Here is a 12117-nt window from a genome sequence, read left to right on the forward strand (position 1 = left end):
CCTACCGATATGAGCACTTCAACAACAAATCATCAGTCGCAGCAGGCTGAAGCCTTGCGTTATGCGTTTTTACTCGACTGGTGCTCGCGCTTGGGTGTATTGGCGCTGCTCGTGAGTTTTGCCGCTTATGTGCTGGGTATTTGGACTCCACACGTGCCGCTGGATCAATTGCCCAACCTGTGGAGCTTGCCGGTCAGTGACTATTTGCAACGTACAGCCAGTCCCAAAGGCTGGGGTTGGCTGGCGCTGGTCCGTCAAGGTGATTTTGCCAATTTGATTGGTATTGCTTTGTTGTCTGGTTGCTCAATCGCACCATTGTTCGGGGTGATCGTGCTTTATGCCAAACGCAAGGACTATGTTTACGTCAGTATTTGTGCGGTGATTTTGTTGGTCTTGTTTCTGGCAGCATCCGGTGTTTTAACAGGAGGTCACTGAGCATGACTCAACTATTTACACGCCTGCTGCTGGCAACCGAGCACACCGACTACGACAGTGGTGCCGAGGCCATGGCGTTTGCGTTGGCACAACGCTGTCAGTTGCCACTGGCCGCGGTGCTGCCGCTGGTCAGCAACCCTGAATATGAGGCATTGGCACCTCAGATTGCGGTGAAGGCAGAGCGCGAAGCCGCCAGCAAGATGATCCAGTTGCGTGAGCAAGCCAGTGCGCAAGGGGTCCACATGGATTTGCGCTTGCGCCGCGGTGAGGAGCCTTATCAGGAAATTGTGGCTGAGGCCCAAGCGCTGGGCAGCGACATGATCATCATTCGCCGGCGTGGCAAGCGCAGTTTTTTTGCCAATTTGCTGGTGGGTGAAATGGTCAGCAAGGTGGTGACGCACGCACCTTGTCATGTGTTGATCGTGCCGCGCCAGGCGCGTATGTGGCAGCAACGTGTTTTGGTGGCTGCTGAAGCCACGGCACAGGGGCAACAGATTGTGGCCATTGCGGTAGCCGTTGCTGCCCAATGTGCTTTGCCCATACACCTGGTTTGTGTGGTGGCTGCACAAACCTTGTGCGCTCAGGCCGATGCCTTTGTTACCGAGATGCTCAAGCTGGCGCAAGCGCAAGGTGTTGCCGCCCAAGGTGAAGTCAGGGTGGGCAAGCCTTATACCGAGATTTTTGCCGCCAGAGAGGCATGCCAAGCTGATCTTATGGTGATGGGCGGCCGAGGCGAAGCCAGCATTGGCCGTGCGCTGATTGGCGGCGTGGCCCAAAAGGTGATGGGGCTCGCGGATGTCCCTGTCATGGTTTTGCATATTTAAATTTTTTATTGGAGTTGTACTGTGAGTGATGCACTGAACTATTTGATCAAGACCCGCCCGGAAACTTTGGGTCATTACTTCGCTTTTTTGAAAGAAACCGGTAAACACCTGGATCCCAAGACCCGCAACCTGATCTCGGTGATTACCAAAGTTCATTCACAAACCGACCGTGGTTTTCGCCAGTATCTGGGACGTGCACTGCGTGAGGGCTGTAGCCCGATGGAGGTGCTGGATGCCTTGCTGATGGCCTTTCCGGCGCTCGGTCTGGCCAAGATCACCTGGGCGGTAGACATTATTCTGGACATGAACATTCCCGGTTTTGCGCCCGATGTCATCACGCAGAAGGCCCCGCCGGTTGGCCAGTGGCGTGATGTGATGGCGAGCAAAGATGTGCCTGATGGCGAGGTCTTGCGCACCGAACATGACGGGCGCGGCTTGTTCATCTACCGCGAGAAAAAAACCTACCAAGTGTATGACAGCCATTGCCCGCACCAGAGCACCGACATCACCCAATTGGCCGTCAAGGGCACCACGCTGACTTGCCCCAAACACCAATGGGAGTTTGATGCCAAAAGTGGCGACTGCATCAAAAAAGGCCATACCGGACTCCAACGTATGGAGTCCAAAGTGGTCAAAGGTCGCTTGCTGGCTTTTTGGTAAAGCTGTCGCCCCAAAACGCCACCGGATGCTTTGTTTGACCTGACCGATCACCCTTGAGTGAAAAACCGCGCTTCCCTTATGACAACAACCGGAGACAACATTGAAAGCATCCAGACAACTTTTTTACTTTACGCCCTTGTGCGCCGCGTTACTGGCCGCTGGGGCGGCACATGCCACCAATGGCATGTTGATGGAAGGTTATGGCCCCATTTCCACCGGCATGGGCGGTGCGTCACAAGCCATTGACCATGGCAATGCCGCCATGGCGCAAAACCCGGCCACCTTGGGCATGATGGCGGACGGTACCGCACGTCTGGATGTGGCTTTGGGGATTTTGGGGCCGGATGTCAGCAGCAGTGCTGGCGGGATGACCGCCAAATCCGGTGGCACTTCTTACATCATGCCGGCATTTGGTTACACCCGCCGCAGTGGTGCCTTGACCTATGGTGTGGGCATGTTTGCGCAGGGTGGAATGGGGACGGAATATGACGCAACGTCGTTCATGGCGGGCGGTACCGGTTTACCTGCCAGATCTGAGTTGGGTGTTGGAAATGTAATCTTTCCGGTGGCCTACCAAGTGAATCCGAATTTAACCGTGGGAGCCACTTTCAAGTTCATGTGGTCTTCCTTGGACTTGCAGATGGCCGCCACCGGGGCGCAGTTGGCGGGTTTGGCACAGGCCTCGGGGATTGCTCCCACTGGAAATCTGGCGGCTGCCTTGCCCGCACTGGCGGGTGCACCAACTGCAAGACTCAGTTTTTCCGATGACAACAAATTCACCGGTGCCGCAAAATCAACTGGGTTTGGTGCAGCGTTGGGCATGACTTACAAGCTCAACCAAGATGTCACCATGGGCGCGTCCTATCAGCTCAAGTCATCGCTCAACGACATGGAAACGGCCGCAAGTGCCGCCAGCATCAGTGCCCCTGGGTTTCTGGACAACGGGAAAATCACCGTCATTGATTTTCAGATGCCTTCGGTCTTGGCCGTTGGGGCCAGTTGGCAAGCTTCCCCTTCACTGCTGTTGGCTGCTGACGTGAAGTACATTGGTTGGGCAGACTCCATGAAGAGTTTCAAAATGCGCTATGACAGTGCACAAATGGGGGGCTCCGTCAACTTTGCCATGCAGCAAGATTGGAAAGACCAGGCCGTGCTGAATCTGGGCATGGCCTGGAAAGCCAATGAGGCGCTGACTTTGCGTGCCGGGCTCAATTTGGCCGACAACCCTATCCCGGATCAATTCGTCAACCCCTTGTTTCCAGCCACCGTGCGTGATCACGTCACGCTGGGCCTGGGCTACCAGGTATCCAAAGCGGGGGACTTCAATATGTCGGTCACCATGGCCCCATCGGTCAATGTCAACAGTGGCTCTGGTGTGGCCATTTCACACGCGCAAACCAACTGGCAATTCATGTACAGCCATCGGTTCTGATCGTCTGGCTTGACCAAGGCCGCGGTTGTATGCTTTGGTTGAGCTTGCCCACGGATCGGCGGCAGCAGCGCAGTTGCCGAATGAGGCCAAGCCCTATGTGACAATGCCATGCATCTTTATGCAGATTTTGGCCCTTCATTCGTGTGGTTTCATGGGTTGAAAAGCATTATGCTTTTCAACCCTTTTTCATTTTTCGGAGTGGTTTTGTGCGATGTCTCCCATTGGTTTCTGGCAGGTGCCTGATTGAAAAAACCTGATTTGACCTCGGTGGCATTGCAGGCGTTTGACCAGATGGTGGCGGCCACGCCGGGCTTTCGCTCGCGGCTGGGCCAGCGCCACATGGCCGAGCGTATTGCCAGCACCCTGCACGATGTCGACCTGGGTGAACATGACGAGCCGCACAGCGCAGTGACAGTGATTCAGGCCGGCACCGGTGTCGGCAAATCCGCCGCTTATTTGTCCACCACCGTGGCCATGGCCCTGGCGCGTAAAACGCGGGTGGTGGTGTCGACCGCCACGGTGGCGCTGCAAGAGCAGTTGATGAGCAAAGACCTGCCCGCGCTGGCTGCCGTGCTCGACACCCCGTTTGTCTTTGCCCTGGCCAAGGGGCGTGGGCGTTACGTCTGCAAACTCAAGCTGGAGCGCCTGGCGGGCAGTGATGGTGAACCGCTGGACATGTTCGAGGGCGATGAAGATGCCCCCGTACCCGCACCCCCCAAAGCCGCCAAACCCACCAAAGGCGGGGTCTGGCAAGACCCGCAAGAGCGGCGCATGCAGATGTATGACACCCTGGCCTCAAGCCTGGCCACCGGCAAGTGGGATGGTGACCGCGACAGCCTGGCCGAGCAACCCGAAGCCTCTGACTGGGCCACGGTGGCGGCTGAGCGCCACACCTGCACGGCGCGGCATTGCCCACGTTTTGGTACGTGCAGCTACTACCAGGCGCGCATGCAACTGGCCCAGGCGCAAGTGATTGTGGCCAACCACGACCTGGTGCTGGCCTCGCTGGGCATGAAAGCCTTGCCCGATCTGGACAACTGTCTGGTGGTGTTTGACGAAGGCCACCACCTGCCCGCCGTGGCTCTTGACCAGTTTTCCAGCGCCATGGATTTGAGCGGCCTGCGCTGGTTGGACAAATTGCCCAAAATCTTGCTCGAAGTGGCTGAAAAAATGGGGTTTGTGCTGGTGCAAGATGTCACCACCCTGGCTCAGCAGCTCAAAACCGCGCTGCTCGAAGCCAGCCGCCTGGCGATGGAGTTTTTGCGTGGCGTGGCCAGCAGCTATGACGTGGTGCACCGCTTCAAGGAAGGCGTGGTGCCCGAGGTGATGCTGGAGCCCTTCAAGCTGATCCACGGCCATGCCAGCGCCTTGTCAGATGCCCTGGAAGCGCTGGGCAAAGAACTCAAATTACGTGCCAAAGAAGACCCATCACAAGCCGCACACTGCTCGGTGCAGTACGCCAAGCTGGGCCAACTCGCCCCCAAAATCAACAGCGTGGTGGCCACCAGCGCCCAGTGGTTGACTGAGAGTGAGCCGCCTCTGGCCAAGTGGCTCAAATCCGACACCAGCTCGGGTCTGGTGCAGCTCAGCGCCCATGCCTGCCCGATCGTGCCGGGGGACTTGTTGCGCCAGCACCTGTGGCAGCAAGTGCGGGGGGCGGTGGTCACCTCCGCCTCACTCACCACCTGCGGCAGCTTTGACTATTTTTTGGCCGAAACCGGCTTGGCGGGTTTGCCGCAGGTCAGCACCCTGGCGGTGGACAGCCCGTTTGACTACCGCACCCAGGGCCAGTTGATCGTGGCCGACACGCGGGCCGATGCCAGGCAGGTCGATGCCTACACCGCCGAGGTGGTGGCCGCTTTGCTGGCCGATTTGCGTGACGTGCCACGCGGCGCACTGGTGCTGTTCACCTCGCGCGTGCAAATGCAGGCGGCGGTGAACGCGCTCGATGCCCGCCTGGAAGACATTGTGCTGGTGCAAGGCCAGATGGCACGCGGCAAGTTGCTCGGCATCCACCAGGCGCGGATCGAGGCCGGGGCAGCATCGGTGATTTTTGGCTTGCAGTCGTTTGGCGAAGGACTGGATTTGCCCGGGGCCTTGTGCGAAACCGTGTTCATCACCAAACTGCCATTCAGCCCGCCGAGTGACCCGGTCGAAGAGGCGCGGGCCGACTGGCTCAAACGCAGCGGGCGTGACCCGTTTTCTGAACTGGTGGTGCCCGCCACCGGCATCAAGCTGTTGCAGTGGACCGGCCGCGCCATCCGCAGTGAGACCGACCAGGCGCGGGTGATTTGTTATGACAAACGGCTGCTGAGCATGGCTTATGGACGGCGCATGCTGCAAGGCTTGCCGCCCTACGCGGTGTCACGCCGTTCAAACCCCAGGTGACTTTTGTCCTTGTCTTTGCAGAAGCTCAGCCCCAGGGTGAATTTCCCTTTGCAAAAAAGTTTATCACCCAGAAGGCTGGGCTCCTGCAAGGGGCAGATTTGACACAATGGCGCGTTACAAAGGAGTTTGCATGGCTGATTTGGTGAGATCACTGTTGGGACTGATCATCCGTTTAGGCCTGTTGCTGGCCGGTTTGGTGTTTTTTGCCAGCCTGCTGGCCGCTGGCATGGTGTTGTTGTTGATCTGGTTGATGCGTGCCTTGTGGGCTAGGCTGACTGGCCAAGCCGTGCAGCCCTGGGTGTTTCGGTTCAACCGTCGCCCGCCCTGGCAACAACAGCCTGGCCGTGGTGAGGGGTTTGGTCACACCGCAGCGTCATCGCGTGAGGAAGTGATGGACGTGCAGGCCAGGGATGTTTCGGTGGTGACCGATGTGGAGCCTAAACGTATCGATCCACCACGCTGAAATATCAAAATTGATAGCTGTTGACGCTTGTTTTATAAGCATTAGAGGCTAGTTCTTCGCGCGGATTCAAGTACGAAGTGCACCATTTGATAAACGGTTGGGCCAAGAGCCAATAGGATGAGCTCTTTGCGACCAGCCAGTCTCAAGGAGCACCATGAACTACAAACACTTGACCCAAGAAGAACGATACCAAATTCACGCCCTCAAGCGTCAAGGCATCAAGCTTGGACGTATCGCAGCAGAACTTTGCCGCCATCGCACAACCATATCGCGTGAACTCAAACGCAATGTGACATCCGCGTAGATGGAGATCGTTGATGAAAATTGCTATGAATAATGGAGCTGTCTACGAACTAATGGCGGCTACTTCATGGGTTTTTTAGGCTATGTCTGAATTAGCTGTTGAAAGATATGTGAGTTCAGCCTAAAGTGAAGGAGAAGAGTAGTCATGGAGGAGCAGCATGAACCCTAGCGACTTTGCCAAACTTCTCAGTCAGCTGGAATCTCTGAGCACCAAGCAGCTGGCAAGGGTACGAGAAACCCTCAAAGGGCTTCCCCATACGTCAGGTGCAGCCATTGCTGGCGTACTTCAGGGCCCCAACGTGTGCCCCAACTGTCAGGCCCCAGCCGAACAACTACGACCTTGGGGACACAGCCATGGGCTGCCACGCCTGCGCTGCCACGCCTGCGGCAAAACCTGCAATGCGCTCACCGGCACGCCCTTGGCACACTTGCGCAAACGCGAACAATGGCTTGGCTATGCGCAGACATTGATTGAGGGCGTGAGCGTGCGCCAGGCCGCCCAATGCTGCAGCGTGGATAAAAACACCGCATTTCTCTGGCGGCATCGCTTTCTGCAGGCCGCTGCCACACATCGCCCCGCGCATGAAGGCGGAATTGTCGAGGCTGATGAGACCTTCTTTCTGGAGTCCTTCAAAGGACAACGCAAGCTGCCCCGGTGCGCACGCAAACGTGCTGGGGTGGGTGCTGCGTGGGAGCACATTGCCGTATTGGTAGTACGTGATCGCAGCGGACAAACAGCTGATTTCCGGCTACAAAAAAATCGACGCATCCCATATCACCGACGTGCTTGGCCCCTTGGTGGACAAGGATGCCATCCTGTGTACGGATGGTGCGCGGGTTTATCAAAAGGTTGCCCGCAATATGGGCTTGACCCATCGCGCCATCAATGTTCACAAGGGCATACACGTCATTGAGGGGGCTTTCCATATCCAAAATGTCAACGCTTATGACAGTCGCCTCAAGCAGTGGATGAAACGCTTTCACGGGGTGGCTACCAAGTATCTAGAAAACTATCTTGGCTGGCGGCGCATGTTGGAGCGCTACTGCCAAAGCATGTCTCCAGCCATTTGTCTGAGTGAGGCTATGGGGAGATTCCAATTGCAACAGCTAATTCAGACATAGCCGTTTTTTAATACTCATCCATTCGCTGGTTCGGTGAATGGCAATATTGCAATACAAGACCTGACTCCAAAGTCCCGCCAAAGTCCATGCGGTTTACGTACGTACAATTCCCTGCTCTACGTAAATAGTTACCCAATGAATCCTATTTTTGTTAAGTGGCGCGCGTCGGCTTTGACGATGTCTTTGGTGCTGTCAGCCTTTTTGACTGCCTGTGGCGGTGGTGGCGGAAGCGCTGCTTCGGTGCCGCTTTCTCCCACTGGTATTACCACCACCGGCAAGGCGCCTGGCGTGACTTACAGCGCTCTCGGAGAAGGTTGGACTGCCACCCTGAGCTTTCCGTTTGATGTAGATGGTGGGATTAAGGTCAATGGTGTTGTGTACACCCTGCAGTATTCCCCGGCCTCCAATACTTGCTCTTTCGGCACCGGTAGTGATGTCTCGGTTTGCTCACCGCTGGCATCCGGCAAAGTCTTTTTGCTGTGTGATACCGCCACTGGTACTGGCTTTCAAATTGCACTGTTGACATCGGACATGACGGCAGCGGCGCTGTCAGAGTTGGCAGGCACCACGATGACCGGTATCAGTTGCGGTGTGCAAGGCGCGGACAGGGTTACTGGCAGCACCCTTTCTTTCAATGCGGATGCATCGGTCGCAGTGCAGGTAAACGGTAACATTACATCCTCATACGGTGCCGGTTTTCCTGCCTTGCTGGCATCGCCAGCGGGAGGCCCAGATACCGGCCCTTCATCGCTGCATCGCTGGGCGATCTACAAGCTGGCCGATGCCACTGGAACCACTTATCTACTGTTCGACTTGCATCAGGTGCTGGATTCCAGGGATCCGGATCGTCCAGCCTATGTGTACAAGTTGAGAAAAGCCACCTGAGTGGCTACCTCTAGCGTTCACGTCGGCTTTCGCTGCTGCAACGCGGCATCGAGTAATCTTTTTGCGTTGACTTAGCGACAGCTCACAACTGCGCAATCGCCGCGCAGCGGCATGCATTTGGGGATGAGGTCGGCGAGAACATCGGCGTTAGCCAGCGTGGCTTTTTGTTGTATTGCAAAGTCATGCAACAGGCGGTCGTCACCGTCTTGAACATGATTTATGAAGTGGACATCTGTTTTTCTTTGGGGGTCTTTGTTGCTATGCGTAACCCATCGTTCAAACAGGACGCTTCCCTTTTAAAAATTCACCGCAAATTTAATAGCTGCTTGCGCTTGCCAGACATGGCCTAGAGGCTTATTTCATAGGTAAAACAGGAAAAAATAAGGCGTTCCAGTCCGGTGTGTTTGCCAGGCAGCAAATGCTTCACCGCCAGGCGATAGGTATCCAGGTCAAACGCCAAGGCCTGGCTTTGGCGGGTTTGCAGGGCATCTGTCAGTTCTTCGTCCGAATGTACGGTGGCCAGATGGCACCACTGCTCAAACAGGTGAATGTCGGTGCGCTGGGTGCGCGGATTGTGCTCACGCAGGCCTACTTTGCCGGTATAGGGCCAGACGTGTAATTTGTGCTCTGCCAATGCCATTTGCAGCCGCAGGTGATGCCGCTCAGGTGTTTCTTCGCCACAGCACACGCCTTTGCAGTGACCTGTCTGGTGGCCAAAACAGCGGCCTTTGCCGGACTCCAGCCCCAGCGCCTGCAGGCACAAACCATGGGTGTCGGCCAATTCACGCAGATGTGATAGCGCCTGATTTTTGGAGCGGTAAGGGCCGTAGAGTGCGCCAAACTGCTGTGGGGCCAAGTCTTTGCCCCGCACCAGGGTGAGCAGCGGGCGGCTGTTCGGGTTGGCCTCAAGCCGCCAGGCACACAAGGTGTTTTCACGGCGTAACTGGCGGTTGTGCAGGGGTTGTAATTCCTTGACCAGCCGTGCCTCCAGCAGCAGTGCACCCAGTTCCCCTGCCGTTTCAGTCCATTCGATACGGCGAATGTCTTGTGCAATACGCATCTCACGTGGGTTGCGTCCGGCTGCCTGAAAGTGCGACATGATCCGGCTGCGCAGTTTGACACTTTTGCCCACATACAGTGGCAGAGAGGTTTCACCATAAAAGAGGTACACGCCGGGCGTGTCGGGAATGTCCGATACGGGCGTGTCCAGTTGTGGCGGCAGGGCGGCACTGCCTTGCAGCAAGGTTTGCGCATGGCGTTGCACACACTCGGTACCCAGCTCGGCGCAGGCCAATTGAAGCCAGTGTTGCATCACCTCCACATCACCCATGGCGCGATGCCGGGCGGTGCTGCTCAGGCCATGGCGTTGCATGATGGCATCCAGACCATGGCTCTTGAACTGCGGGTACAGCAGGCGTGACAGGCGCACGGTACACAGGGTTTTGGCCCGTAGCGTGATGCCGGTACGAGCCAGTTCGTGCTGTAAAAAACCATGGTCAAACCGTACGTTGTGGGCCACCAGTACCGCGCCATCAAGCAGCGTTGTCAGCTGGCTGGCTACCTCGGCAAAACGGGGTGCATGGGCCACCATGGCATCGTTGATGCCGGTGAGCTTTTCAATAAAGCCAGAAATGGGTGTCCCGGGGTTGACCAGGGTGCTCCAGCGCGCGACCTCCACGCCTTGTTCCACCCGCACGGCCGCAATTTCGGTGATGCGGTCTTGCTGCGCACTGCCGCCCGTGGTTTCCAGATCCAGCAACACATAGCAGGGCAACATAGAGGTTTGAAGATGTTACAAAAAGAAGAGCTACTCGCGCTTGATTGACGGGTGCTAGAGGCTAAAAATGCTTGAATTTTCAGCAGAACATGAGGGCCAGCCAGGCGGGGTCGTCCAGCACATTGGTCAACAGATAAGTGCCTACACGGTAAAACCAGAATTCAAATTGGGCGTGAAGCTCAGGGGATGTCAAAAACATGGGTAGTAAAGTGGCCCAGACGGCGGTCGGCAAAATAACGTTTCAGGGTTTCACCTACGGTTTTGAAAGCGATTTCGTCCCAGGGAATGTCGGCTTCATCAAATAGCCGGGCTTCCATGGTTTCAAAGCCGGGGGCAAACTGGTCGCTGAGCAATTGGGCACGGTAAAACAGATGCACCTGGCCGACACGTGGAATATTCACCAGCGAGAAAAAATCACCCATCTCGAACTGTGCACCGGCTTCTTCCAGCGTTTCACGTGCTGCACCTTCACTCACCGTTTCGTTGAGCTCCATAAAGCCTGCGGGTAAGGTCCATTTGCCGAAGCGGGGTTCGATGTTGCGTTTGCACAGCAATACCTTGTCGCCCCACATGGGAATGGTGCCCACCACATTGAGCGGGTTCTCATAGTGCACCGTGTGGCAGGATGGGCACACCGCACGCTGTTTGGTGTCGCCATCGTCAGGTAATCGGTAGACCACGGCAATGCCGCAGTTTCTGCAGTGTTTGATGGGTGGGCGTTGCATGGTCAGAGTGTAAATGGGCGTGGTGATGGTCCGTCTGGTGCAGACCGTTGATCATGTGCAGTGTGGCGTGCCGGGCTCACACCACTTTCAACTCCATGCTGACCAGCCCACTGATACGGCCCACCAATGTGTCGCCCTGAACCACTGCCCCCACGCCTGCCGGTGTGCCGGTGTAGATCAGGTCGCCCGGCTGCAAGACCCAGGCGTTGGAGAGTTGTGCAATGGTCTCGGCCACATTCCAGATCAGTTGCTCCAGCGTGCTGTGCTGTTTGACTGTGCCGTTCACCTGCAGGCTGATGCTGGCGTGATCGATATCACCTGCAGCTGCCTTGGGGGTGATCGGGCCAATCGGGGCAGAATGGTCAAATCCTTTGCCAATACACCAGGGGCGGCCTTGTGATTTCATGTCGTTTTGCAGGTCGCGCCGGGTCATGTCCAGGCCGACGGCATAGCCAAAAATGTGCTCGGCGGCTTGCGCCACCGGAATGTTTTGGCCGCCTTTGCCAATGGCCACCACCAGTTCAATTTCATGGTGCAGGTTGTGCGTCAGGCTGGGGTAGGGCAGGGCGGTGGGGCTGCCGGGGGCGGCCACCAGCACGGCATCGGCTGGCTTCATGAAGAAAAACGGTGGCTCGCGCCCACTGTGGCCCATTTCCTGGGCATGTTCGACATAGTTGCGGCCCACGCAGTAAATGCGGTGCACCGGAAACTCCGCGTCGCTGCCTGTTATCGGCACAGAAACCATCGGACTGGGGGTGAAAACGTACTGCATAGGGGCCTTCTGTCAGGCCGATTTGCCGATTAATTCAAAGTGTTCAACCACCGGAGGGGCTGCAAAAAACGGGCCCACAATGGCGCGCCACTCCGTGAATGCCGGGGAGCCCCTGAAACCCACGGTATGGTCTTCCAGCGTGGTCCAGAAAATTTGCAGCACGTAGCGCTGCGGGTTTTCAATGCCGTGGTTGAGCTTGAAGCCTTCAAAGCCTTTGGCGTGAGAGATCACGGTGCTCATACCACGTGCAATGGCTTCTTCAAAGGCGGCGTTTTGGCCGGCATGGATGGAAAAATCGGCAAGTTCAAGAATCATCAAGGTCTCCGCAAAG

The 12117-nt window shown here is 56.7% G+C and carries 12 protein-coding genes and 1 pseudogene; 9 read left to right on the forward strand and 4 right to left on the reverse strand.

The features are described from left to right. Positions 1 to 9: 9 nt before the first annotated feature. From LDN84_RS10035 to LDN84_RS10075, 9 genes and pseudogenes are all read left to right on the forward strand, one after another. Positions 10 to 435 (forward strand): hypothetical protein, encoded by a 426-nt coding sequence (locus tag LDN84_RS10035; protein ID WP_223912002.1) that lies wholly within the window; start codon positions 10 to 12, stop codon positions 433 to 435. A 2-nt stretch (positions 436 to 437) separates the two neighbouring features. Beyond that, a complete protein-coding gene (locus LDN84_RS10040; protein WP_223912004.1) occupies positions 438 to 1259 on the forward strand; it encodes a universal stress protein in 822 nt (273 codons plus the stop codon). A 21-nt stretch (positions 1260 to 1280) separates the two neighbouring features. Beyond that, positions 1281 to 1919 (forward strand): Rieske 2Fe-2S domain-containing protein, encoded by a 639-nt coding sequence (locus LDN84_RS10045; protein ID WP_223912007.1) that lies wholly within the window; start codon positions 1281 to 1283, stop codon positions 1917 to 1919. A 100-nt stretch (positions 1920 to 2019) separates the two neighbouring features. Beyond that, on the forward strand, positions 2020 to 3351 hold the full coding sequence (locus LDN84_RS10050; RefSeq protein WP_223912010.1) for an OmpP1/FadL family transporter: 1332 nt from the start codon (positions 2020 to 2022) through the stop codon (positions 3349 to 3351). A 243-nt stretch (positions 3352 to 3594) separates the two neighbouring features. Continuing rightward, positions 3595 to 5739 carry an ATP-dependent DNA helicase DinG gene (dinG, locus tag LDN84_RS10055; RefSeq protein WP_223912013.1) on the forward strand — a complete coding sequence of 715 codons (2145 nt, stop codon included), beginning with the start codon at positions 3595 to 3597 and terminating at the stop codon, positions 5737 to 5739. A gap of 130 nt (positions 5740 to 5869) precedes the next feature. Continuing rightward, positions 5870 to 6202 (forward strand): hypothetical protein, encoded by a 333-nt coding sequence (locus LDN84_RS10060; RefSeq protein WP_223912016.1) that lies wholly within the window; start codon positions 5870 to 5872, stop codon positions 6200 to 6202. Positions 6203 to 6356: 154 nt separating this feature from the next. Then, a complete protein-coding gene (locus tag LDN84_RS10065; RefSeq protein WP_223912019.1) occupies positions 6357 to 6506 on the forward strand; it encodes a helix-turn-helix domain-containing protein in 150 nt (49 codons plus the stop codon). Positions 6507 to 6663: 157 nt separating this feature from the next. Beyond that, positions 6664 to 7627: pseudogene (locus LDN84_RS10070) on the forward strand (IS1595 family transposase). A 33-nt stretch (positions 7628 to 7660) separates the two neighbouring features. Beyond that, positions 7661 to 8512: a hypothetical protein gene (locus LDN84_RS10075; RefSeq protein ID WP_223912022.1), complete on the forward strand. Its 852-nt coding sequence runs from the start codon at positions 7661 to 7663 to the stop codon at positions 8510 to 8512. A gap of 346 nt (positions 8513 to 8858) precedes the next feature. On the opposite strand, the gene LDN84_RS10080 is transcribed toward LDN84_RS10075, so the two are convergent. The 4 genes from LDN84_RS10080 to LDN84_RS10095 form a co-directional block, all read right to left on the reverse strand. After that, positions 8859 to 10289 carry an exonuclease domain-containing protein gene (locus tag LDN84_RS10080; RefSeq protein WP_223912025.1) on the reverse strand — a complete coding sequence of 477 codons (1431 nt, stop codon included), beginning with the start codon at positions 10287 to 10289 and terminating at the stop codon, positions 8859 to 8861. Positions 10290 to 10468: 179 nt separating this feature from the next. Next, positions 10469 to 11014 (reverse strand): NUDIX hydrolase, encoded by a 546-nt coding sequence (locus tag LDN84_RS10085; RefSeq protein ID WP_223912029.1) that lies wholly within the window; start codon positions 11012 to 11014, stop codon positions 10469 to 10471. Between the two features lie 76 nt (positions 11015 to 11090). Beyond that, on the reverse strand, positions 11091 to 11786 hold the full coding sequence (locus LDN84_RS10090) for a fumarylacetoacetate hydrolase family protein (RefSeq protein ID WP_223912032.1): 696 nt from the start codon (positions 11784 to 11786) through the stop codon (positions 11091 to 11093). Between the two features lie 12 nt (positions 11787 to 11798). Then, positions 11799 to 12101 (reverse strand): antibiotic biosynthesis monooxygenase family protein, encoded by a 303-nt coding sequence (locus LDN84_RS10095; protein ID WP_223912035.1) that lies wholly within the window; start codon positions 12099 to 12101, stop codon positions 11799 to 11801. Positions 12102 to 12117: the final 16 nt, after the last annotated feature.

Source organism: Rhodoferax lithotrophicus, assembly GCF_019973615.1.
Classification (GTDB): domain Bacteria; phylum Pseudomonadota; class Gammaproteobacteria; order Burkholderiales; family Burkholderiaceae_C; genus Rhodoferax; species Rhodoferax lithotrophicus.

What these genes read in the sequence shown, in the direction of transcription:
- LDN84_RS10035 (WP_223912002.1), top strand. Translation starts at nt 10, where the DNA reads ATGAGCACTTCAACAACAAATCATCAGTCGCAGCAGGCTGAAGCCTTG.
- LDN84_RS10040 (WP_223912004.1), top strand. Translation starts at nt 438, where the DNA reads ATGACTCAACTATTTACACGCCTGCTGCTGGCAACCGAGCACACCGAC.
- LDN84_RS10060 (WP_223912016.1), top strand. Translation starts at nt 5,870, where the DNA reads ATGGCTGATTTGGTGAGATCACTGTTGGGACTGATCATCCGTTTAGGC.
- LDN84_RS10065 (WP_223912019.1), top strand. Translation starts at nt 6,357, where the DNA reads ATGAACTACAAACACTTGACCCAAGAAGAACGATACCAAATTCACGCC.
- LDN84_RS10080 (WP_223912025.1), bottom strand. Translation starts at nt 10,289, where the DNA reads ATGTTGCCCTGCTATGTGTTGCTGGATCTGGAAACCACGGGCGGCAGT.
- LDN84_RS10085 (WP_223912029.1), bottom strand. Translation starts at nt 11,014, where the DNA reads ATGCAACGCCCACCCATCAAACACTGCAGAAACTGCGGCATTGCCGTG.
- LDN84_RS10090 (WP_223912032.1), bottom strand. Translation starts at nt 11,786, where the DNA reads ATGCAGTACGTTTTCACCCCCAGTCCGATGGTTTCTGTGCCGATAACA.
- LDN84_RS10095 (WP_223912035.1), bottom strand. Translation starts at nt 12,101, where the DNA reads ATGATTCTTGAACTTGCCGATTTTTCCATCCATGCCGGCCAAAACGCC.